This is a genomic window from Streptomyces sp. NPDC051561, assembly GCF_044454195.1.
Lineage (GTDB): Bacteria > Actinomycetota > Actinomycetes > Streptomycetales > Streptomycetaceae > Streptomyces.
In genome coordinates, this window is sequence record NZ_JBITDM010000002.1 from 681,778 (window position 1) to 703,939 (window position 22,162).

At 70.6% G+C, this 22,162-nt stretch carries 16 protein-coding genes and 1 pseudogene; 9 read left to right on the forward strand and 8 right to left on the reverse strand.

The window, feature by feature from the left end:
- The first annotated feature begins 545 nt into the window (after positions 1-545).
- Both ACIA73_RS07460 and ACIA73_RS07465 read left to right on the forward strand, forming a co-directional pair.
- A complete protein-coding gene (locus ACIA73_RS07460; RefSeq protein WP_399437328.1) occupies positions 546-3,305 on the forward strand; it encodes a CDP-glycerol glycerophosphotransferase family protein in 2,760 nt (919 codons plus the stop codon).
- Positions 3,298-4,455, forward strand: a complete 1,158-nt coding sequence (locus ACIA73_RS07465; protein WP_399437329.1) for a glycosyltransferase — start codon at positions 3,298-3,300, stop codon at positions 4,453-4,455. The genes ACIA73_RS07460 and ACIA73_RS07465 overlap by 8 nt, the downstream gene beginning before the upstream one ends.
- Before the next feature lie 132 nt (positions 4,456-4,587).
- On the opposite strand, the gene ACIA73_RS07470 is transcribed toward ACIA73_RS07465, so the two are convergent.
- From ACIA73_RS07470 to ACIA73_RS07480, 3 genes are all read right to left on the reverse strand, one after another.
- Complete coding sequence (locus ACIA73_RS07470) at positions 4,588-5,187, reverse strand: hypothetical protein (protein WP_399437330.1); 600 nt, start codon at positions 5,185-5,187, stop codon at positions 4,588-4,590.
- A gap of 144 nt (positions 5,188-5,331) precedes the next feature.
- The gene (locus ACIA73_RS07475; protein WP_399437331.1) at positions 5,332-5,841 is read right to left on the reverse strand and encodes a hypothetical protein; all 510 of its coding nucleotides are present in this window, start codon (positions 5,839-5,841) and stop codon (positions 5,332-5,334) included.
- Between the two features lie 225 nt (positions 5,842-6,066).
- Positions 6,067-7,800, reverse strand: a complete 1,734-nt coding sequence (locus ACIA73_RS07480; RefSeq protein ID WP_399437332.1) for a glycoside hydrolase family 20 protein — start codon at positions 7,798-7,800, stop codon at positions 6,067-6,069.
- Positions 7,801-7,979: 179 nt separating this feature from the next.
- On the opposite strand from ACIA73_RS07480, the gene ACIA73_RS07485 reads away from it, so the two are divergent.
- From ACIA73_RS07485 to ACIA73_RS07505, 5 genes are all read left to right on the forward strand, one after another.
- Entirely contained in the window at positions 7,980-8,600 is a 621-nt protein-coding gene (locus tag ACIA73_RS07485; RefSeq protein ID WP_399437333.1) for a 2-oxo-4-hydroxy-4-carboxy-5-ureidoimidazoline decarboxylase, read from the forward strand.
- 214 nt (positions 8,601-8,814) lie between these two features.
- Positions 8,815-9,195 carry a succinate dehydrogenase, cytochrome b556 subunit gene (sdhC, locus tag ACIA73_RS07490; RefSeq protein WP_399437334.1) on the forward strand — a complete coding sequence of 127 codons (381 nt, stop codon included), beginning with the start codon at positions 8,815-8,817 and terminating at the stop codon, positions 9,193-9,195.
- An 8-nt stretch (positions 9,196-9,203) separates the two neighbouring features.
- The gene (locus tag ACIA73_RS07495) at positions 9,204-9,683 is read left to right on the forward strand and encodes a succinate dehydrogenase hydrophobic membrane anchor subunit (RefSeq protein ID WP_399437335.1); all 480 of its coding nucleotides are present in this window, start codon (positions 9,204-9,206) and stop codon (positions 9,681-9,683) included.
- Positions 9,684-9,706: 23 nt separating this feature from the next.
- Positions 9,707-11,461, forward strand: coding sequence for a succinate dehydrogenase flavoprotein subunit (gene sdhA, locus ACIA73_RS07500; RefSeq protein ID WP_399437336.1), 1,755 nt, complete (start codon positions 9,707-9,709; stop codon positions 11,459-11,461).
- The gene (locus tag ACIA73_RS07505; RefSeq protein ID WP_399437337.1) at positions 11,461-12,243 is read left to right on the forward strand and encodes a succinate dehydrogenase iron-sulfur subunit; all 783 of its coding nucleotides are present in this window, start codon (positions 11,461-11,463) and stop codon (positions 12,241-12,243) included. The genes sdhA and ACIA73_RS07505 overlap by 1 nt, the downstream gene beginning before the upstream one ends.
- Positions 12,244-12,324: 81 nt before the next feature.
- Here ACIA73_RS07505 and ACIA73_RS07510 read toward each other — a convergent pair.
- From ACIA73_RS07510 to ACIA73_RS07525, 4 genes and pseudogenes are all read right to left on the reverse strand, one after another.
- Positions 12,325-14,508: pseudogene (locus tag ACIA73_RS07510) on the reverse strand (alpha-N-acetylglucosaminidase); the annotation flags it as partial.
- A gap of 199 nt (positions 14,509-14,707) precedes the next feature.
- Complete coding sequence (locus tag ACIA73_RS07515; RefSeq protein ID WP_399437338.1) at positions 14,708-16,273, reverse strand: ABC transporter substrate-binding protein; 1,566 nt, start codon at positions 16,271-16,273, stop codon at positions 14,708-14,710.
- A gap of 161 nt (positions 16,274-16,434) precedes the next feature.
- On the reverse strand, positions 16,435-17,820 hold the full coding sequence (locus tag ACIA73_RS07520; RefSeq protein WP_399437339.1) for a metallophosphoesterase: 1,386 nt from the start codon (positions 17,818-17,820) through the stop codon (positions 16,435-16,437).
- A gap of 133 nt (positions 17,821-17,953) precedes the next feature.
- Entirely contained in the window at positions 17,954-18,214 is a 261-nt protein-coding gene (locus ACIA73_RS07525; RefSeq protein WP_399437340.1) for an SCO4848 family membrane protein, read from the reverse strand.
- Positions 18,215-18,428: 214 nt separating this feature from the next.
- On the opposite strand from ACIA73_RS07525, the gene ACIA73_RS07530 reads away from it, so the two are divergent.
- Entirely contained in the window at positions 18,429-19,667 is a 1,239-nt protein-coding gene (locus ACIA73_RS07530) for a D-alanyl-D-alanine carboxypeptidase family protein (protein WP_399437341.1), read from the forward strand.
- On the opposite strand, the gene ACIA73_RS07535 is transcribed toward ACIA73_RS07530, so the two are convergent.
- Positions 19,615-20,559, reverse strand: coding sequence for a YihY/virulence factor BrkB family protein (locus tag ACIA73_RS07535; protein WP_399437342.1), 945 nt, complete (start codon positions 20,557-20,559; stop codon positions 19,615-19,617). The genes ACIA73_RS07530 and ACIA73_RS07535 overlap by 53 nt on opposite strands.
- A 171-nt stretch (positions 20,560-20,730) precedes the next feature.
- On the opposite strand from ACIA73_RS07535, the gene ACIA73_RS07540 reads away from it, so the two are divergent.
- The gene (locus ACIA73_RS07540) at positions 20,731-22,146 is read left to right on the forward strand and encodes an FAD-binding protein (RefSeq protein ID WP_399437343.1); all 1,416 of its coding nucleotides are present in this window, start codon (positions 20,731-20,733) and stop codon (positions 22,144-22,146) included.
- The last annotated feature ends 16 nt before the right edge of the window (positions 22,147-22,162 follow it).

Here is a 22,162-nt window from a genome sequence, read left to right on the forward strand (position 1 = left end):
AGAAAACGCACTCCCGGCGCTGAAGTGAGTACGGGCTCGTCGCACAGCCCGTACGGAAGACGGCCGGGGTCACTCCTGTGGGGGGTGGCGGCCCCGGCCGTCCTCCTCGCTCCCTTCCTCCGGAGCGCACGGACGGCGCCGGACGAGGCCACCCGGGCAAGGGCCCGGCAGTCCACCGGTCGACCGTGCGGGTGATTCTCTCCCCGCCCCACGCGCCGCCCGCACGCCTCCCGACGCCCCTGCCCGGCGGGCCCCGGCCCCGTGGGCAATGCGAAGGCGTGTGCGGGGTCGCCTTGAGCCGTCTGCGCCGTCGCCTCACCGGACAAGGCAGTCAAAACCCGACAATTCTCGAAATACCGCCACTCGCGCGGTAACTTGTCGGTCGCCAAGCGGCCCGGCCCGCCACGGGCCCCCTCCCCCCACCAGGGCCCTTCGGGTGCCGCGACGGCGAGCGAAGCCTCGTACCGGAATCCGGCACTCCTACCCCCACTCGCTGCGTCCGCACTGCTGATAGGACTCGTATGCCGACTAGTGATGCCCCTGACGTGAGCGTTGTCCTCATCGTCTACAACGATGCGCAACGGCTCCCCAGAGCAGTCCGGTCGGTGCTCGACCAGACCCTCGGCAACCTCGAACTGATCATCGCGGACGACTGTTCGACCGATGGCACCGAGCAGGTCGCCCGCGAACTGGAGTCCACCGACCCCCGCGTCCGCTACCTGCGCCTGGAGCGGAACAGCGGTGGTTGCAGCGCCCCGCGCAACCGGGGCATCGAGGCGGCCCGCGCACCGCACGTCATGTTCCTCGACAGTGACGACGAGTTGCCCCGGCACTCCTGCAAGAGCCTGCTGCTCGTCGCCGAGGAGACCGGCGCCGACTTCGTCACCGGCGCCGTCACCCGGTACTACGAGGAGAGCGGCACCGTCGGCTCCTGGTACCCGAACCTGTTCACCGAGCAGCGTCTCGTCCAGGGCATCGGCGAGCAGCCCGAGTACTTCTTCGACCACCTCTCCACCAACAAGCTGTACCGGACCGCCTTCATCCGTGACCACGCGCTCACCTTCCCCGAAGGCATCCACTACGAGGACCAGCTGTTCTCCGCGCAGGCCTTCACCCTCGCCGAGTCCTTCGCCGTCGTCCCGTGGCCCGTCTACACCTGGCGGCTCGCCCCCGCGAGCGCGTCCATCTCGTCCAGCCGGCACAAGATCCAGAACGTGTGCGACCGGATCCACGTGGCCCGTCTCATCGACAGCTACCTCGACGAGCACGGACACGCGGAGCTCCGCGACGCCAAGGACTACAAGTTCCTGCGCCACGACTTCCGCCTCTACCTCGGTGACCTCCCGTTCCGCGACGCACGGTGGCTCGCCGAGTTCGCCGAGGCCGTCACCCCGTACCTGAGCCGGATCGCTCCCGGGACGTACGCCCGTCTCTCCCGCGAGGAGCGCGTCTGCATCCACCTCCTGCGCACCGGCCGGCTCTCCGAACTCGCGGTCGCGGCACGCCAGTTGGGCCATCCGCGGGTCGCTCCGCGGTACGCCACCGAGGACGGCGAGCACACCTACTGGGGTGCCGGGGTTCCGGCCGGCGCCGAGGCCCGCGACGAGCTGGACATCAGCGAGTGGTGCCTGCGCGACCAGGAATTCGGCAGCGCCCGCATCCGGCACGAGCTGGTGTCGCTGCAACCTCGGGGCACCGTGCTCCGGATGGAGATCCGTACGTACGACCCGGCCGGACTGATCGGTGAGGGCGTCACCGCCTCCCTCGACCTGACCGCCTACGGCAAGCCCCTCACGGTGCCGTTCACGATGGCCCCCGAGGGTGAGGGCCAGTACGTCGCCACCGTCGACGTCGACCTGCGGAAGATCCCCGTCGGCCGGGCCGGGGTGTCCACCCGGCGCCACCCCGTGGTCTCCGTCGAGAAGGACGGCGTCCACCGCTTCGACCTGCTGCTGGCCCCGCACGACCTGCCGGAGCACCGGACAGGTGTCAGCTACGGCAGGCTCGGGGCGCACCGGGTCACCGTCCGCCCCGAGCAGCGTGGCGCCGGACGCCTCGAAGTGGTCTGGGAGCGGTCGGGAGTGCTGCGCACCCTGGAGCCGTTGGGGCCGCGGGTCCGCAAGGCGAAGAAGAAGGTCAACGGGGTCAAGAAGGTCCTGGTCGGCAACGAGGGCAAGGCCACCGTCTACGACCTCGTCTCCAAGCTGCCGCGCAAGCGCCAGCTCGCCGTCTTCGAGGCCCACGAGGGCCGTGGCTACGCCGACAACCCCCGTTACATCTACGAGGAGTTGCGCCGCCGCGATCTGCCCATCGACGTGGTGTGGTCGCACAGCGGGGACACCTCGTCGTTTCCGGACGACGTCACCCTGGTACGACGGGGCAGCTGGGCGTACGGCCGGGCGCTGGCCCGCGCCCGCTACTGGGTCGACTCGCACAACCTGCCCTATCTGTACGGGAAGCCGAAGGGCACCAAGTACCTCCAGACCTGGCACGGCCAGACCCTGAAGGCCATGGGCTTCGACATGCCCTCGCACCGCACCGCCCCCGCCGACACGCAGGAACGCTTCCGCGCGGCGGTCGGCCGCTGGGACGCACTGGTCTGCCCCAGCGCCGAGTTCGAACGCACCTTCGTACCCGCCTTCGAGGTCAGGGCCGACCTGATCCACTCCGGCTACCCGCGCAACGACGCCCTGGTGCGCTGGGACGAGCCGGCGCAGCAGACCCGCGCGCAGGCCACCCGTGCGGCGCTGGAGATCCCGGACGGCAAGAAGGTCCTGCTGTACGCGCCGACGTACCGCGACGCCGCGCGCGGCACCGGCAGGTCGATCCGCGTGGACCTCGCCGAGCTGGCCGAGAGCGTCGGCGACGACTGGGTCGTGGTCGTACGGGCCCACCCCTACGACCGCTTCGAGGTCGCCCCCGAGCTGGTGCGCTTCCTGCGTGACGGCTCCCCGTTCGCCGACATCAACGACGTGATGCTCGCCTCCGACGCGGTCCTCACCGACTACTCGTCGCTGATGTTCGACTACGCCAACACCGGCCGCCCGATCCTCCTCTACACCGACGACTACGAGGACTACCGGCGGGGCGAGCGCCGCCCGTACTACGACCTGGCGGAGATCGCCCCGGGCCCGATGCTGACGACCACCGGCGAACTGGCCGCCGCCATGGCCGACATCGACGGCGTCGCCGACCGGCACGCGGAGCGTTACGAGCACTTCCGGCAACTGTTCTGTCTGTACGAGACCGGCCACGCGAGCAAGCTGGTGGTCGACGCATTCTTCGAAGGCGGCACCCATGGCTGAGGCCACCCCTGTCCGCAATGTGTTCTTCATCGGCATCGAGGTCGACTCGATGGGCGGCTCGCAGCGGGTGCTGCACACCCTCGCCCAGGGAATGGGCGAGCGGGGGCACCGCGTCGAGCTGATCGGCATCCGGCCCAGCCCCGACCCGTTCCCGTACAACAGCGGCACGCGCACCTACCAGCACTCCACCCTGTACACCGAGCCGAACAGGCCGAAGCCGAAGGCGCGCACCGTGGGTGAGCGGTTCGGGCCGGCCCGCCGCGCGGAGGGCCGCAGGGCACGGGCCGAGCGGGACCGGGCGCGGCGGGAGCTGACCGCGAAGCTGGGCTCGGTACGCGACGGGTACATCGTCTTCGGTTCGCCGTGGGCGGTGGACTGGACGGTCAGCCTGGACTGGGGCCGTCTCAAGGGCATCGGGCAGTACCACGAATCGTTCGCCCAGGCCCGGCGCGGCCCCAACCTCGGTCTGATCAAGCGGCATTACCCGAAGCTGGAGAAGACCCTGGTCCTCAGCCAGGGCGACGCCGTGGAGTTCCGCAACCAGCGGGTGCCCAACGTCAGGGTCATGCCGAACCCGCTGCCGTTCGTCCCGGACTCGGTGGCGCCACTGGACACCAGGAAGATCGGCGCGGTGGGCCGGTTCGACCCGATCAAGCGGTACGACCGGCTGATCGAGTCCTTCGCCGCGGCCGTGCGCAGCCGCCCCGGCTGGGAACTGCACCTCTTCGGCGAGGGTCCGCTGGAGGCGGAGCTCAAGCAGACCGCCGCCCAACTCGGCGTCGCCGGGCAGGTGTTCTTCCGGGGCACCACCACGGACATGGCCGCCGCGTACCGCGAGCTGTCGCTCCTCGCGCTCAGCAGCGAGCGGGAGGGCTGGGGGATGGTCCTCGCCGAGGCCGCCGCCTGCGGTGTGCCGTGCGTCAGCTTCGACATGTCCAGCGGTGTCCGCGAGCTGATCGCGCACGGCCGCACCGGCACGCTGGTGCCGCCCGCCGACGTACCGGCGCTGGCGGAGGCACTCGGCGAGCTGATGGACGACAACGCGCTCCGCGCCAGGTACGGGGCGGCGGGCCGGGACCACGTCGCGACATGGTCGCTCCCCAAGGTGCTGGACCGGTGGGACCGGGTCTTCGAGGAGATCGAGCGGTAGCACGCCCGGGCTCCTGGCAGGAGCCGCCGAGGTGACGAGGCCCCGCCCGGTCCGGGCGGGGCTCTTTCGGCTACCGCCGGGGCCGGGGGGGGCTTCTTCGGTCACCGCCAGGACCGGGCGCGGCCGCTTCCGCTACCGCCGTCGCGCCCTGCGCGCCGCCGCCGCTCGCAGGACCCGCTTGCCCTCGTCGGACTGGGCCATGACCGCCCGCAGGCCGTCGCCGCCGCCCGCGAGAAGGTCCAGCAGGCGCTCCTGGCGGCGCAGTTCGCCGGTGGCCAGTGGGCCGGCGTCACGGTCACCGTCCAGATGCCGGTGTACGGCGAGGGAGGCGGCCGAGCACTCGGTGGCCCAGCGCCGCAGGGCCTCCGGCTCGTACACCCGGGGTACGTCCGCCGCCCGGCGCAGCGCCGCGGCGGGACCGAAGTCGGTGGGGGCGGCCGTCCGTACGACGTCGGCCGCGGCCCTGCGCAGCCGGCCCAGCCACGCCTCGCCGCCCTCGGCCGCCTCCCAGAGGGGGCGCAGCGCGGCGTGGGTGTCGACGGCGGGCGGAGCGACCCCGGCATCCGCGTCCGCGTCCAGCCCCACGAAGCCGTCCGCCCCGTTGTACTCGACGTATTCGAGCAACGGGACGCAACGGTCCAGGCAGGCCAGTGCGCTCACCGCGAGACCGCGCTCGTCCGCACGGTCGAGCCGCTCCGTCAGTTTCGCCAGTTCCGCGAATGGCAGGCTCACACGCTCTCCTCGGCACGACGACCGCACGGCGGCGGTCCGGCCCGCTGGGTGCGGGCCCCTGCATCCGTCTGCGTGCCGATGCCGGATTACGTCACAGCAGCCGCCGGTCTGCCCCCTGAAAGGCCCCCGGCGGCTGCCGGCCTCTCACTGCCGCTGAAGCCCCAGCGCGTCCAGGAACTGCCCGAAGAGTTCCTCGGCCACCGGGTCCGCCTCGGACTTGAACACCTCGACGAGCGGGCCGAGTTCCACGTCCCGGCCGGTGTCCGCCGCCCAGGAGACGGCCTTGGCCGCGGCGTCCTCGGCCGACAGGAACAGGTCCTCCAGGAGGAGGCCGTCCGCCTGGAGGTATCCGGCCATCGCCTCACGGCCCAGACAGGCGAACCATGAACCGCCGTCCGGATCCGCGGCCTCCACGACCACGCAGTCGCTGCCCATGACGAAGGCGAACAGCGCCGGCGCCCCCGTGTCCCGGGACACGCCGCGCGCCAGCGCGCCCATGTCGCCGACCTCCGGCTCGCTCGGCCTTTCCCACACCTGCCAGCCGCCCGCGCGCTCGTCGTAGAGCGCCAGGTCCTCTCTGACCTCGGCCAATGCTTCCAGTTCCGAGAGCGGCCCGGTGCTCTTCCCTACGACGAAGTAACCCCAGAAACCCATTTGCTCCACTCCCCCCACGCGCTGACCTCAAGAGGCTCAAGCCTCACCCGGACTGAGCCGGAACGGCCAGTTGCGCACCTATCCACCACAGTCCTGGCACATTGTGCCCACATGACGGATGGTCATGACCATGAGGGGCCGACTGCGGCCTGAATCACATGCCGATTGTGGCTGGAAGAGCCGCAGGGGCCGCCCCGGGGCGGGCCGCCCGCCCCGGGCACACCCCTACTCCAGCTCCCCCGCCAGCCCCTTGAACCCGTCCCAGCTCAGCCCCGGCCGCCGTTCGTCCCACAGCTTCTGCGCCACCGCCCGCAGCGGCAGCCGCACCCCCCGGGCCACCTGCTGCTGGGTCTGCGCGTTGCTGTAGTCGCACCAGACCGCGAACTGCCCGCCGGTGATCTGCGCGTCGTACCGCGCCGGGACGCTCTCGCTGTGCCGCAGCACCCTCGGCGTCCACTCGTCGTAGATCCGGCGGCCGGTCGGGTACTGGAAGGTGTTGGGCTCGCCGAGGACGTAGTACAGGTACTCGTCGTTCACGTTGAGCACCTTGCGGCCCTCCCGCAGGTACTCCTGCGGCTTGCGGGCGCCGATCTCCTTGCCGGTCCAGTACGCGACCTCGCGGGACTTGGGCGCGTCGACGACGCCGCCCTCGAAGTAGCCGTCGTTCCAGGCCCGGATGTCGGTCTTGCCGTGCCGCCCGACGGCCTTGGCGCGGTCGTTCAGCCAGCCCGTGGCCAGGTCCTGGACGCGGGCCCGGGGGCCGTACTTCCGCTTGGCCTCGGCCGCCAGCTTCGGGTACGTCGCCTCCGGGTCGCTGACCGTCAGCGCGCGGTACTCGTCACCGCCCAGGTGCCAGTACGCGCCGGGGAACAGCTCCGCGTACTCGCCGAGCAGCTCGTCCACGATCCGGGCCGCCTTTGGGTCGGCGATGTCGACGGCGCCGCGCGAGGGCTTGCCGGAGACGCTGCGCAGCTGGAGACCGGGGTGGGCGGCGATGACCGCGCCCAGGTGACCCGGGGAGTCGATCTCGGGGATCACCCGGATGTGCCGGGAGGCAGCGAGGGCCAGGATGCGGCGGATCTCGGCCTTGGTCAGGTGGTCCTTGGAGACGATCTCGGGATGGGAGGCGGAGGCGATCCGGAATCCCTGGTCGTCGGAGAAGTGCAGGCCGAACTCGTTCAGCTTGAGGTCGCCCATCTCGCGGATGCGGTCCTCGATCCAGGCGGCGTCGAAGTGCTTGCGGGCGGTGTCCAGCGCGAAGCCCCGGCGGGGCTTCGCGGGGGCGTCCCTCAGGACCCCGTCCGCGAGGCCGCCGCCGGAACGGACCGCCTGCTTGAGGGTGCGGGTGCCGTAGAAGACCCCGGCCTGGTCGCCGCCGGTGATCCGGACCCGGCCGCCACGGGTGGTCACGGTGTACGACTCGGGGGCGGACGCGTCGGCCGCCCCGCCCATCGCGAGCTCCACATCGCCGGGCCTGGCCGCCACGCCCTGGGCGTACCCCCTCTTCAGCTCACTCGCGAGCAGCCGGCCCTCGTCGGCGAGCGCCGCCTCGCTGCCGGCGGCGACGACGACCCGGGTGGTGGCGGACGGACGCCAGCCGGTGCCACGGCCGGTCGTGCGCACCTCCCGGACGAAGGGGATGGTGCGCGGCGCCCCGGTCACCGGGCGGGTCGGGGACACGGCGGGGGCGGGCGGCTTGGCGTCGTCCGGGGCTCCGCCGGCCCGCGCCGAGGCGGCGGCGGAGGACGAGGACGCCGGCGAGGTGGCGGCAGGCGCACCCGACTGCCCCGCCGGGTCCGGCCAGGCGGCCACCGTGACCGTGGTCGCGGTGGCGATCGCCACGACGGCACCGGCCACCAGCGCCCCGCGCGGCGCCCCCGCCCGCCAGGCCCGCCGCTTCCCGGCCCTGTGCGACCCGTGCGACCCGCGCGTCCCCTGCGTCCCTCGGAAATCACTCATCCGTGCCCAATCTACGCCTTCGACGCAAACAACCATGAACTCGCCCGAAAGTACGAGACCTTGAGCGATCATCCGTCTATCCCGCGCCCGCAAACCCTCCCGTTCGGATGAAATTCGTGCACCCGTCGGACACTTTCCCCACCCTCTCGATAACGTTTGCGGCCCTGCCGTCCCGTCCCGTGTACTTCCCCCCGTACTCCCCCCACCCGAACAAAGGAAGCCCGCTGCACCCCTCCGCCTCCCTGACAACGAGCGACAGTGACGGTCCGTCGCTCAGGCCCGGAGCGCCCCGGCCCGGAGCACCCCGGCCCGAGGGCCCCGGCACCCCGTCCGCCCTGGAGCTGTTCAACGCGGCCCCGGCGCACCTCGCCGAGGCGACCCTGCTCACCTGCTGCCGCAGTCACCGCTGGGCCGAGCGTCTCGCCGCACACCGCCCCTACCCCGATCCGGCCGCCCTGTTCGCCGCCGCCGACGAGGCCTCGTACGACCTCTCGGTAATGGAGATCGCGGACGCACTGGCCTGCGAGGACTCGCCCGGGACCGGCGCGGACACCCCGCACGCCGCGCTCACCGCACTGCGCGCCGCGCACGCCGCGTACGAGAGCCGGTTCGGGCACGCCTTCGTGATCTGCCTGGACTCCCACGCACCGGGCGAGCGGCTGGACCAGATCCTGACCGGAATCCGCTTCCGGCTGGGCAACGAGCAGGACGAGGAACGTGCGGTGGCCGCCGATGAGCTGCGCAGGCTGGCCCGTGGCCGGCTGGCGCGCGTGGTGGGCGCGGAAGCGGAATCCCGGTAGCGGGGAGGTCGCCGGAGCGGCGGGCCGGGCGGGGGCGGCACAGTAGCCCGTCCGAGGCTGTTTGATTGCCTGTTTGATCACACCGGAGGCCCCCGGGCGAGGGAACCGACAAGTCGTCGCTACGATGACCGGGGCCGGTGGACCGTACCCGGCCGGGTCAGACCGACATAACCAAGCCGGCCGACCCCAATCCCCGCTCCCGGAGGGTATTTCCGTGCCGGCTGGAACGCTGTATCGCGGCCGGGAAGGTATGTGGTCCTGGGTGGCTCATCGAGTCACCGGCGTCCTCATCTTCTTCTTCCTGTTCGTACACGTCCTCGACACCGCTCTCGTCCGCGTCTCTCCCGAGGCGTACGACGATGTCGTGGCCACCTACAAGACCCCGCTCGTAGCGCTGCTTGAGTACGGGCTTGTCGCCGCCATCCTGTTCCACGCGCTGAACGGCCTTCGGGTCATCGCCGTGGACTTCTGGTCCAAGGGCCCCCGCTACCAGAAGCAGATGCTCTGGACCGTGCTGGGCGTCTGGATCGTGCTGATGGTCGGCGCCCTGTACCCCGTGCTCGGTCACGCCGTACGCGAAGTCTTCGGGAGCTGAGTCAAGAAATGTCCACTGAGACTTCCCCCGCAGGCGTCGGCCCCGTCGAGGGCGTCAGCCTGTACGACGCCGACAACCCGGCGCCCGTCATCGAGCCCCCGCGCCAGCGCACCTCGAAGACGCCCCGCTCGACCCGCACCAACTTCGAGCTGTACGGCTGGCTGTTCATGCGCCTGTCCGGCGTCGTGCTCGTCGTGCTGGTCCTCGGCCACCTCCTCATCCAGCTGGTGCTGGACGGCGGCGTGAGCAAGATCGGCTTCGCCTTCGTGGCCGGCCGCTGGGCCTCGCCGTTCTGGCAGGCCTGGGACCTGATCATGCTGTGGCTGGCCATGCTGCACGGCGCCAACGGCCTGCGTACCGTCATCAACGACTACGCGGAGAAGCCCAAGACGCGCTTCTGGCTGAAGAACCTGCTGTACACCGCCACGGTGTTCACCGTCCTTCTGGGCACGCTGGTGATCTTCACCTTCGACCCGAACATCCGCTAGGCCCGGGGCTGAGGCAACCACTCATGAAGATTCACAAGTACGACACCGTCATCGTCGGCGCCGGTGGCGCGGGCATGCGCGCGGCCATCGAGTCGACCAAGCGCAGCCGCACCGCCGTGCTGACGAAGCTGTACCCCACCAGGTCCCACACGGGCGCCGCGCAGGGCGGCATGGCCGCAGCGCTGGCGAACGTGGAGGAGGACAACTGGGAGTGGCACACCTTCGACACCATCAAGGGCGGCGACTACCTGGTCGACCAGGACGCCGCCGAGATCCTGGCGAAGGAGGCCATCGACGCGGTCCTCGACCTGGAGAAGATGGGCCTGCCGTTCGGCCGTACGCCGGACGGCACCATCGACCAGCGCCGTTTCGGCGGTCACTCCCGTAACCACGGCGAGGCCCCCGTCCGCCGGTCCTGCTACTCGGGCGACCGCACCGGCCACATGATCCTCCAGACCCTCTACCAGAACTGCATCAAGGAGGGTGTGGAGTTCTTCAACGAGTTCTACGTCCTCGATCAGCTCATCGTGGAGGAGGACGGCGTAAAGAAGTCCGCGGGTGTCATCGCGTACGAGCTGGCCACCGGCGAGATCCACATCTTCCAGTCCAAGTCGGTCATCTACGCCTCGGGCGGCACCGGCAAGTTCTTCAAGGTGACGTCCAACGCGCACACCCTGACCGGTGACGGCCAGGCCGCGTGCTACCGCCGCGGTCTGCCGCTGGAGGACATGGAGTTCTTCCAGTTCCACCCGACGGGCATCTGGCGCATGGGCATCCTGCTGACGGAGGGCGCCCGCGGTGAGGGCGGCATCCTCCGCAACAAGGACGGCGAGCGCTTCATGGAGAAGTACGCGCCGGTCATGAAGGACCTCGCGTCCCGTGACGTCGTGTCCCGCTCCATCTACACCGAGATCCGTGAGGGCCGCGGCTGTGGTCCCGAGGGCGACCACGTCTACCTCGACCTCACGCACCTCCCGCCGGAGCAGCTCGACGCCAAGCTCCCGGACATCACCGAGTTCGCGCGTACGTACCTGGGCATCGAGCCGTACACGGACCCGATCCCGATCCAGCCGACCGCGCACTACGCCATGGGCGGCATCCCGACGAACGTCCAGGGTGAGGTCCTCCGCGACAACACCACCGTCGTCCCGGGCCTGTACGCCGCCGGCGAGGTCGCCTGCGTCTCGGTGCACGGCGCCAACCGCCTCGGCACCAACTCGCTGCTCGACATCAACGTCTTCGGGCGTCGTGCGGGCATCGCTGCCGCCGAGTACAGCCACAAGAGCGAGTTCATCGAGCTGCCGGAGAACCCGGCCCAGCTCGTCGTCGACCAGGTCGAGCGGCTGCGCAACTCCACCGGCACCGAGCGCGTCGCCGCGCTCCGCCTGGAGCTGCAGGAGTGCATGGACGCCAACGTGATGGTGTTCCGCACCGAGCAGACGATCAAGACGGCCGTCGAGAAGATCGCCGAGCTGCGCGAGCGCTACCTAAACGTGTCCATCGAGGACAAGGGCAAGCGCTTCAACACGGACCTCCTGGAGGCCATCGAGCTGGGCAACCTGCTCGACCTGGCCGAGGTCATGGCCGTCTCGGCCCTGGCGCGCAAGGAGTCCCGCGGCGGTCACTACCGCGAGGACTTCCCGACCCGCGACGACGTCAACTTCATGCGCCACACCATGGCGTACCGCGAGGTCGCGGCCGACGGCACCGAGTCGATCCGGCTCGACTACAAGCCGGTCGTCCAGACCCGCTACCAGCCGATGGAGCGTAAGTACTGATGGCTACCCCGACCATGGACAAGGTGGAGAAGGACGGCAAGGGCGCGCCCGAGCCCGGCTTCGCCGACACTCCGTACATCAAGGTCACCTTTCGGATCCGACGGTTCAACCCGGAGGTCTCCGAGGACGCCGAGTGGCAGGACTTCGAGGTCGACATGGACCCGAAGGAGCGCGTGCTCGACGCCCTGCACAAGATCAAGTGGGACCAGGACGGCACGCTCACCTTCCGCCGCTCCTGCGCCCACGGCATCTGCGGCTCCGACGCGATGCGGATCAACGGCAAGAACAGGCTCGCCTGCAAGACGCTGATCAAGGACATCAACCCGCAGAAGCCGATCACGGTCGAGGCCATCAAGGGCCTGACGGTCCTCAAGGACCTGATCGTGGACATGGACCCGTTCTTCCAGGCCTACCGCGACGTGATGCCCTTCCTGATCACCAAGGGCAACGAGCCGACCCGCGAGCGCCTGCAGTCCGCCGAGGACCGCGAGCGCTTCGACGACACCACCAAGTGCATCCTGTGCGCCGCGTGCACCTCCTCGTGCCCGGTGTTCTGGAACGACGGCCAGTACTTCGGCCCGGCGGCGATCGTCAACGCGCACCGCTTCATCTTCGACAGCCGTGACGAGGGTGGCGAGCAGCGTCTCGAAATCCTCAACGACAAGGACGGTGTGTGGCGCTGCCGCACCACGTTCAACTGCACGGACGCCTGCCCGCGTGGCATCGAGGTCACCAAGGCGATCCAGGAAGTGAAGCGCGCGCTGATCACGCGTCGCTTCTGACCGCTTCCGCGAGCGCTCCACGCGAGGGCCCGTCCCCGTACTTCTCGTACGGGGACGGGCCCTCGTGCCGTGTGCGGCTCACAGAGCCCGCTGGACCTCGCGCGCGATCGCGACGATGTCGCCCGTGGGAGTCGTGCGGTACGGGGGGTGGGTGCGCACCCAGCGCTCCTCCAGGGCGTACCAGTCGACCGGGTTCGGGGCGCGGCCCTCGGCGAGGGCGGCGTCCAGCTCCGTGAAGTACGTCCGCCAGCGCAGGGTGTAGAGTCCGCCGATCAGACCCGCCCACTCCCGGTTGGCGTAGTCGCGCAGTCCGCCGTCGTCGGCGCCGGAGCGGTGGCCCCAGACGGTGAGCAGCGAGAGGGCGTCGTGGGCCAGGCGGTCCTTCTCGGCGCGGTCGGCGCCCCAGGAGCGGGCGTCGTTGATCCAGCGGCCGACGAGGTGGCGGGCGTCGGTGGACACCGCCTTCTCCAGCAGCCGCATCCACTCGAACCATTCGGCGGTGAGCCGGCCAAGCAGTGCCCGGTCCCGGGAGTCGTAGGCGGCTTTGATACGGGGCAGCAGCTCGCGGGAGCGGTGCGAGAGGGTCTGACGGGTGACGTCCATGAGGTCGTAGCGGTACGCCGGTGAGTCCCTCAACCGGCTTGCCACGCGCAGGAGTTCGGGGAGCGCCTTGGCGAACTCGGCCGGGTCGTAGCGGAGTTCCGCGGGCGACCAGGACGCGGCGGAGCTCGCCGTGAGGGAGGGGCGGGCGCCGAAGAGACCGTCGTGGCCCTCGGCCCAGGAGTCGGCGCGGGTGGTGCCGTAGGCGGTGCGGCGCAGGATGTCCCAGGCGTTCGCCGCGTGCGCGTCCTCGGCTCCGTACCGTTGGACGGACCACTCCTGGAACCACTTCTCCAGGGAGAGCGGGCCCTCGGTCCAGGGCAGGTCGGAGAAGAGGGCGAACGCGGCCGGGTTGTTGTCGGCGGCCTCGGGCATCAGGGCGATGCCGGCCAGGGTGGAGCCGGGTTTGGTGCGCCACTGCTCGTAGAGGCGGGCCCAGTCGGGGGTGTTGGCGCCCATCGTCGTATGGCCGCCGAAGTTCCAGATGGAGCCGAAGGCGTAGGGGGTGGACGCCCAGGTGGCCTCGCGGTCGGTGACGTCCGGGAAGCGGTCGGAGAGGCCGTCGACGATCAGCATCCGGCCCTTGTCGACGGCGTCGACGATCTCGCGGCGGGGGTTGGTCTGCCAGCCGAGGATGTTCCAGATGGCGTGCGGGTGGGCGGCGCGCAGGGCCTTCTCGACGGCCTTCGCGGCTTCGCCGACGGGGACGTCGCCCGGCTTTCCTCCCTCGTGGAGCAGGTCGATCTTGTACATGGTAGCGGCGCCGAGCAGCTCTTCCTGGACGCGGTAGAAGGTGGCGGCGACGGCCGTGAACTCCTTGCCGCGCGGGTCCAGCCAGTCCGGGCGCCGGAAGCCGACCCAGTCACCCTGCTCGACGAGGTGCGCGCCGGGGTGGCGGTCGGCGAAGCCGGGCGGGACGGTGCCGAAGTAGCCGGGGAACACCGGGGTCATGCCCAGCTCGCGCAGCCGGTCCGCGACACGGCGGCCGAGGCGGGCGCGGGCGGCGAGCAGTCGGGCGGAAACCGGGCCGCCGAAGCCGGACATGTTCTGCAGGAGCCACCAGGGCTGGTGGGCGGGGCCGGGGATCCAGCCCGCCAACTCGGCCTCCGTATAGCCGTGTTGGCGGAACGTCTGCTGGTAGACGGAGTCCGCACCGAGGTACACGAGCACCTCGTTGTAGCCGTGCAGGGCGAGCAGGTCGAGCTCGCGTTCCCAGTAGTCCCAGCCGTGGTACGGGCCGGTGTAGCCGTCGTTGGTGTCGTTGAGGGCGAACCGGTGGGCGACGTTGGCGGCCCTGGTGAGCGGGGCGGGTACGGCGGGGAGCCGGTCGGGGAGGCGGGTCTGTTCGCCGTTCCAGGAGAGGTGGGCGTGGGCGACGGTGCGCAGGTAGGTGTGGAAGCCGGTGAGCTGGACGGCCGGGGTGCTGCCCTCGACCAGGATGCGGCCGGTGCGGCCGGTCACCCGGAAGACGTCCGCGCCGTCCTTGCGAGGGACGGTACGGAAGGTGACCTGACGGTGGTGGCGGGGCAGCAGCCGGGCCAGCGCCCGCGCGGCGGCGCCGGTACCTTGCCGGGGTGCGGCGGCGGCCGCCGGTCCCGCACCGAGGGCGGCGGCGCCGAGTGCGACGGGGGTGGCGCTCAGCAGCGTACGGCGGGAGAGACGCATGATTCCTCCGGGACGGCGAGGGCGGCAGGGGCGGCAGGGGTGACGCAGGCGGTTGCCCCGAAGGAACCAGCGCCACCCCGGAAGGTCAATGGACCCCACCCGTACGGCACTTGGACTCTCCCACCGCGCGCCGCGCACTGTGCCGTGCTGGCCGTGCCGTGCCGTGCCGTGCCGTGCCGTGCCGTGCCATGCCATGCCCTCAGAGTCGCTTGAGCTCCCACAGGCGCCACACGCCCGTGCCGTCCGAGAGGTACTCCACGCCGCCGAAGCGGCCGCTGGTCAGGACGTAGTCCTTGCTCTGCCACAGGGGGGCCAGCGGGACGTCCCGCGCGACGATCCGCTGCATCGCCTTGAAGTCGTCGATCGCGTCGCTGCGTATCGCGGTGCCCTGCGTCTTGACGATCAGCCGGTCGACCTCCGGGTTCGCGTACGCGTTGGCGTTGCTGTTGTCCTTGCCGACGAGGGGCTGGCTGTAGTTGTCCGGGTCGGGGAAGTCGGCGACCCAGCCGACGTTGTACGCGTCGAACTTGCCTTCCTTGTAGTCCTGCTGGAACTCCTCCCAGACCTCCTTCTCCACCAGCTCGACGGAGAAGAGGCCGCCGGACTCCAGCTGCTTCTTGAGCTCCTTCGCCTCGGCCTGGGAGGCCCCGTTGATGAAGTACCCGAGGGTGAACCTCACCGGGAGCTGGACGCCCGCCTCGGTCAGCTCCTGCTTCGCCTTCACCGGGTCGACCTTGGTGGAGACGTCGAAGAAGGGAGTGCTGTGGCCGATGATGCCCTTGGGGATGGCGTCGTAGAGCGGCTCGACGGTGTTGTAGTAGACGTCCCTGACCAGCTTCGGCCGGTCGATGAGGTACGCGGCGGCCCGGCGCACCTCGGCGTTGGCGAACGGCGAGCTCTTGCGCACATTGAAGACGGTGTTGCGGGTCTCGGACGCCTGGACCTCGCTGATCCGGACGTTCGGGTCGCCGACCTTGAGCTCCGAGAGCGTCTTCGGCGGCAGCTTCCGGTGCGTGACGTCGACTTCCTCGCCCTCCCAGGCCGCCAGGAGGTCGTCGGCCTTCTTGTAGTACCGCACATCGACCGGCTGACCGGCCTTCTGCACGGCCCCCCGGTAGCGCGGGTTGGGCCTGAGACTGGCCACCTGCTCCTTCGAGAAAGCGGCCATCACATACGGCCCGGAGCCGTCGACCCCGCCGTCCGTGCGCTCGCCCGCCGCCGGGTACTTCGAACGGTCGACGATCGCGCCGGCCCCCGAGGCGATCTTGAGCGGGAAGGTGGCGTCACCGGACAGCAGATTGAAGGTGATCTTGTTGCCGCTGACCTGGACCGACTTCAGCGAGGCGAAGAGCGAGCGCGGACCGACCGTCATCTTGTTGCGCAGGATCCGGTCGAAGCTGAACTTGACGTCCTCGGCGGTGACCTTGCCGCCGTTGGAGAAGACCACGTTGTCGTTCAGCTCGCACTGGTACGTCACCAGCTTCTTCCCGACGAAGCCGCAGCTCTTGGCAGCGTCCGGAATCGGTGTCGGAATGCCCGACTTCAGGGTCAGCAGCGACTGATACACATTGCTGAAGATCGCCCAGGAACCCGCGTCGTACGCGTAGGCCGGGTCGAGCGACGTCACCCGGTCCGTCGTTCCCACCCTGATCGGCGCCACCTCGTCGTCGTCCGACGGCAGCAACTGCAGTCCCCCGACCGCGGCGGCGGCCACGACGGCCGCGGTGACGATGATCCGCAGGCGAATGGACCCCTTCGACGGCATGTGCGCTCTCCTCGCAATACCCACCCCCAGGGCAGGACGGAAGCACTGCACGCCCTCCCCACAATGTGTTCACCTAAGCACACACAGTGGGGCTGAGGAAGGGTCAAATTGCTGATGTGGCCCCTGTGAAAGGGGAGGGCCAGCGACCGCTTTGCGCGGAATCAAGCCTTCCGCGATGCCAGCTGTACGACGGTGATGTCGGACGGCGCCCCGACCCGCACCGGCGGGCCCCAGGCGCCCGCGCCGCGCGAGACGTAGAGCTGTGTGTCGCCGTACTGCTCCAGCCCCGCCACGGTCGGGTTGGCCAGCTCCGCGATGAGGTTTCCCGGCCACAGCTGGCCGCCGTGGGTGTGCCCGGAGAGCTGGAGATCGACGCCGTGCCGTACGGCCTGGTGGATCTGCACCGGCTGGTGCGCGAGCAGCACCGTGGCACGGGAGCGGTCACGGTCTCCCAGCGCGGCGGCGAAGTCCGGGCCCTGGCCGAACGCCTCGCCGCCCACGTCATTGACCCCCGCCAGGTCGAAGCCGGGGATCTCGACGCGGGCGTTCTCCAGCGGACGCAGCCCCAGCTCACGGACGTGGGCCAGCCAGGGGGCGGCGCCCGCGTAGTACTCGTGATTGCCGGTCACGAAGAAGTTGCCGTGCGGGGCGCGGAGTTGGGCGAGCGGCTCGGCGGCGCGGCCGAGGTCGGCCACGCTCCCGTCGACCATGTCGCCGACGACCGCGATCAGGTCGGGCTGGGTGGAGTTGATGGCGTCGACGATGCGCTGGGTGTGGGCGCGGCCGAGGAGGGGGCCGAGGTGGATGTCGCTCACCACGGCGATGCGGAATCCGTGGGCGGACCGGGGGAGGCGGGCGAGGGGGACGGTCACGCGTTTGACGCTGGGGCCGCGGAGGACGTTGTGGGTGCCGTATCCGACGGTGGCCAGGGCGGCGGCGGTGGCGGCGGTGGCGAGGGTGCGGGAGATGAGGAGGCGGCGGGTGAGGGTGGGGGTGGCGGGGGGTGTTGGGGTGGGGGTCGGGGGTGTGGGTGGGTCGGGAGTGAGGGTGGCGACTCCGTCGGGGGCCGCCCCCTTGCCCGCCCGTTCCGCCTCCGGGGGACGGCCCCGCCGCCCAAGCGGGCTGCTACCAGGGAGGTCGGACGGTGCGGCGGGGTCCGGGGTGAGGGCGTCCGGGATGAGGGTGTCCGGGGTGACGGTGTTACCGGCCGTGGCGTCGCGTCTCCGGAGCCATCGGCTGAGCAGGGGGCGCAGTGCCTCGGCTGCCAGCAGGGAGAGGGTGAGGTAGAGGAGTACGGCGAGCCAGAGGAATCCGGGCCAGGCCAGCACCTGTTGCAGCCAGAAGGGGGCACCCACGCGGCCCGAGGTCACCGCTCCCAGGGACACCAGCGGCAGCACCACGACGGCCACCGCCCCGGCCCGGCGTGTCCGACGTCCACGGGCCCCCGGCCCGGTGGTGTCCCGGACCAGCCGCTTCCAGACGTACCAGTGCACGACTCCCAGAAGCGCGAGCACACAGACCACGACCACCACGACGACCGCCACCACGGATCCCCTCCCCTCGACCCCGACGACCCCGACCAGCCAGAACCCTCAAGGTACGAGGTCCCCTCCGCCCGCCCGGCCCCGGGTCCCGGCCACCGGCCGGAGCTCCACCAAGGTCAGGAACGGCACGTTCCGGTCAGACCCGTCGCTCCTCGGCCTGTTCCCGACGCAACGTCCGCACCGAACGGAACCCGATGAGGCCGATGCCCGTCCCCAGGAGAAAGGACGTCACGGCGAGCAGCAGGTGGACCCAGAAGTAGGGGGTCGGATCGCCGGCGTCATCGAAGGCGAGCCCGCTCCCGTCCTTCGTCAAGTTCTTGATGAAAGTGATCCAGATGACCCAGCTCCACACGCCGAACGCGAGCAGGAACCAGGACAGAGTGCGGTTGAGCTTCATGGGCTCAGTATCGCCGCCGTCCGGGAGCCGGGCCCGGCGGGGGGACGGTGGCGGGGACGACGGCGCCGGAGCCGACGGGGGCCGCGGATCTGACGGTGTGTCGGGTGGGGAAGGGGCCGGTGGGGTGGATGGGTTTGGGCTGTATCAGCGGCTGTCGCGGCGGGTCAGCGACTCGGTGACCGGAAGCACAGTCGGGCCCTGTACGTTCACGTCCGTGCCTGCCGTGAAAAGGACCGCCGTAGCGGTCGCCTCCGCTGCCCTGCTGCTGCCCGTGTGCGTCGCCGTGCCCGTCGCCCATGCCGACGGAAAGGGGCCGGAGTCGGACGACAAGCCGAAGCCGCCCGCTTCGATGTCGGCGGTGGGCGGGGACCGGCTCGGGAAGCCGGGTACCCAAGTGAATCTGGCCCCGGGAGTCCCGGTGCTGCCCAAGGAGCTGTCGGGGCGTTCGTGGATCGTGGCGGACGCGGAGAGCGGTGAGGTGCTGGCGTCGCACAACGCGCACTGGCGGCTCGCCCCGGCGTCCACGCTGAAGATGCTGTTCGCGGACACGGTGCTGCCCCGGCTGCCCAAGGACCAGGTCTACAAGGTGCAGCCGAAGGACCTGGAGGGGATGGGCGAGGGCAGCAGTTCGGTGGGCGTCAAGGAGAACCTGTCGTACAAGGTCCATGACCTGTGGCTCGGGGTGTTCCTCAAATCGGGCAATGACGCCGTGCACGTGTTGACGGCCATGAACGGCGGCCTGACCAAGACGGTCGGCGACATGAACGCGCACGCACGCGAGCTCCAGGCCGTGGACACCCAGGTGGTGTCGCCCGACGGGTACGACGCCCCCAACCAGGTCAGCAGCGCGTACGACCTGACGCTGATCGCCCGCTCGGGCATGCAGAAGAAGGACTTCCGGGAGTACGCGGCCACCGTGCGCGCCCAGTTCCCCGGTGAGGCGCTGCCCGGCGGCAAGCGGGACTCCTTCGAGATCCAGAGCACCAACCGGCTGCTGACCGGCGAGAACGGGGTCACCCCGTACCCCGGTGTCGCGGGCGTGAAGAACGGCAACACCACCCACGCCGGCGCCACCTTCACCGGTGTCGCCCAGCGCGGCGAGCGGGTCCTGCTGGTGACGGTCATGAACCCGGAGTCGGACGAGAGCCAGGCGGTCTACAAGGAGACCGCCCGGCTCTTCGACTGGGGCTTCGCGGCTTCCGGGAAGGTGAAGCCGGTGGGTGAGCTGGTCGCGCCGCGTTCGGTGGACACCAGCTCCGGCAAGAACGCTCCGCCGGCCGCGAAGAAGAGCGCCGCGCCGGTGAAGCTGGCGGCCGCCGAGGAGGGTTCCAGCGGGGCCGGGATCGCGCTGGCGATCGCGGGCGGGGCGCTGGTGTTCCTGGCGGGTGCGGTGTTCCTGGTCAACCGGAGGTGGCCGGTGCCTGCGTTGACCCGCCGCCTTCCGCGCCGCTGACCGCTCCGGAGTCCGCGGAGGATTCCGGCGAGGCGCCCTTCGACGCGTGTGGCGCCGCCGTCCAGGCGGCGCAGCACAGCATCAGTTTGGCCGTGAAGTTGATCCACAGGAGCAGGGCCACGGGGACGCCGAAGGCCCCGTACATGCTCTTGGAGGCGACGCCGCTCATATAGCCGCCGAGCAGCATCTTGAGGAGTTCGAAGCCGACCGCGCCGATCAGGGCCGCGGTGATGAGGCGGTGCCGCTCGGGGTGAACGCCCGGGAGCAGCGTCAGAACGTACAGCAGGAGCAGGAAGTCGGCGGCGACGGCGACCAGCAGGGCGGCGACACGCAGCAGTACGCCGCCGGCGCCGGATTCGGCGATGTCGAGGGTACGGGCCAGCCAGCCGACCGCCGTGGAGCCGACGGTGGAGGCGAGCATCGAGGCGAGGCCGGTGCCGCCGAGGCCGAGCAGGACCAGGGCGTCCTTGCCCTTGCGGAGGATCGGGTTGCCCTCGTCGGCGTCGTCCAACTGCCATACGGTACGCAGGCATTCCCTTATCGAGCCGACCCACCCGATCCCGGTGAAGAGCAGCAGGGCGCCGGCGACGAGGCCGACGGTGCCCGCGTTGTCGATCAGTTTGTCGATGTCGATCTGGTCGGAGATGCCGGGGACCTGCTCGGCGAGCTGACTCTTGATGCTGCCGATCTGGCTCGTGCTGAGGAAGGCGGCGGCGACCGCGGCGGCCACCGTGATCAGCGGGAAGAGCGCCAGGAAGCTGATGAAGGTGATGGCGGCGGCGAGCCTGCTCCATTTCGCCCGGTCGAGGGTCTCGTACGCGCGCCAGGCGTGCGTCCCCATCAGGCGCGTGACGAGCGGCCCGATGAGTGGGAGTGATTTCAGCCAGTCCATGCTCTTTGTCTACCTGCCTGCCGGTGTGTACGGAAAACCAGCGTGCGTGTACCCCGGATTCGCGGGCGGGTCGCCACGCCAGGGCCGAGGGTGCGGGAGTTGGGGACCTGTTCCGCCGAAACGGCACATATCTCAGCAAAGCAGCGCACTTTCAGCGATACCGTCGCGCCCATGCCTGAGACCTCCGTGCCCGCGACCCCCGCGCCCGGGACTTCCGTGCCCGAACACGACGCCCTCGCCGCCGACCCCTTCCGCTCCGTGACCGGCTGGGGCCGCACCGCCCCGACCACCGCGATGGTGGTCCGCCCCCGCAGTTACGAGGAGGCGGCAGCGGCGGTACGCGGCTGCGGGGCGCGCGGCGGTATCGCCCGGGGGCTGGGCCGGGCGTACGGGGATGCCGCCCAGAACGCGGGCGGCTCGGTCCTCGACATGACCGCTCTGGACCGCATCCGCACCGTCGACGCCGGGGCCGGGACCGTGGTGTGCGACGCGGGGGTGAGCCTGCACCGTCTGATGGAGGTACTGCTGCCGCTGGGCTGGTTCGTGCCGGTGACGCCCGGGACGAGGTACGTCACCGTCGGCGGGGCGATCGGCGCCGACATCCACGGCAGGAACCACCATGTCTCGGGCGGCTTCACCCGTCATGTGCGCGCCCTGGATCTGCTGTGCGCGGACGGGGAGGTACGGACCGTCCTGCCCGGCACCGAGCTGTTCGACGCGACGGCGGGCGGCATGGGGCTGACCGGCGTCATCCTGTCGGCGACCCTCCAACTCCTTCCCGTCGAGACCTCGTTGATGTCGGTGGACACCGAACGGGCCACCGACCTCGACGACCTGATGACCCGCCTCACCGAGACCGACCACCTCTACCGCTACTCGGTCGCCTGGATCGACCTGCTCGCCAGGGGCGCCGCGCTGGGCCGCGCGGTACTGACCCGTGGCGACCACGCCCCCCTCGACGTGCTGCCGCCCCGGGCCCGCCGCCACCCCCTGGTCTTCCGCCCGGGGCAACTGCCGTCCGCGCCCGCCTTCGTACCCGAAGGACTCCTCGGCAGGCGGTCGGTGGGGCTCTTCAACGAGCTCTGGTACCGGCTGGCGCCGCGCTCCCGGGTGGGCGAACTCCAGAAGCTCCCGGCCTTCTTCCACCCGCTGGACGGGGTCCCGCACTGGAACCGGATCTACGGGCGCAGCGGTTTCGTCCAGTACCAGTTCGTGGTGCCGTTCGGGCAGGAGGAGGCGCTGCGGCGGATCGTGGGGCGGATCTCGCGGCGCGGCTGCCCGTCCTTCCTCGCGGTGCTGAAGCGGTTCGGCGACAGCGACCCGGGGTGGCTGTCCTTCCCGGTGCCCGGCTGGTCGCTGGCCCTGGACATCCCGGCGCGCCTGCCGCGCCTGGGCGCCTTCCTCGACGAACTCGACGGGGAGGTGCTCGCCGCCGGGGGCCGCCTCAACCTGGCCAAGGACTCCCGGGTGCGGCCAAAAACGCTGGCCGCGATGTACCCGCGCCTGGACCAATTCCGTGCACTGCGGGCCGAGTTGGACCCGCGCGGGGTCTTCACCTCGGATCTGTCGCGCCGTCTCGGCCTGTAAGAGCCCGTGTCCAACC

Excerpts from the sequence above, each read along its gene's own strand:
- ACIA73_RS07535 (WP_399437342.1), bottom strand. The coding sequence starts at position 20,559 with ATGGACTGGCTGAAATCACTCCCACTCATCGGGCCGCTCGTCACGCGC.
- ACIA73_RS07495 (WP_399437335.1), top strand. The coding sequence starts at position 9,204 with ATGTCCACTGAGACTTCCCCCGCAGGCGTCGGCCCCGTCGAGGGCGTC.
- ACIA73_RS07480 (WP_399437332.1), bottom strand. The coding sequence starts at position 7,800 with ATGAGTGATTTCCGAGGGACGCAGGGGACGCGCGGGTCGCACGGGTCG.
- sdhA (WP_399437336.1), top strand. The coding sequence starts at position 9,707 with ATGAAGATTCACAAGTACGACACCGTCATCGTCGGCGCCGGTGGCGCG.
- ACIA73_RS07515 (WP_399437338.1), bottom strand. The coding sequence starts at position 16,273 with ATGCCGTCGAAGGGGTCCATTCGCCTGCGGATCATCGTCACCGCGGCC.
- ACIA73_RS07525 (WP_399437340.1), bottom strand. The coding sequence starts at position 18,214 with ATGAAGCTCAACCGCACTCTGTCCTGGTTCCTGCTCGCGTTCGGCGTG.
- ACIA73_RS07465 (WP_399437329.1), top strand. The coding sequence starts at position 3,298 with ATGGCTGAGGCCACCCCTGTCCGCAATGTGTTCTTCATCGGCATCGAG.
- ACIA73_RS07475 (WP_399437331.1), bottom strand. The coding sequence starts at position 5,841 with ATGGGTTTCTGGGGTTACTTCGTCGTAGGGAAGAGCACCGGGCCGCTC.
- ACIA73_RS07540 (WP_399437343.1), top strand. The coding sequence starts at position 20,731 with ATGCCTGAGACCTCCGTGCCCGCGACCCCCGCGCCCGGGACTTCCGTG.
- ACIA73_RS07505 (WP_399437337.1), top strand. The coding sequence starts at position 11,461 with ATGGCTACCCCGACCATGGACAAGGTGGAGAAGGACGGCAAGGGCGCG.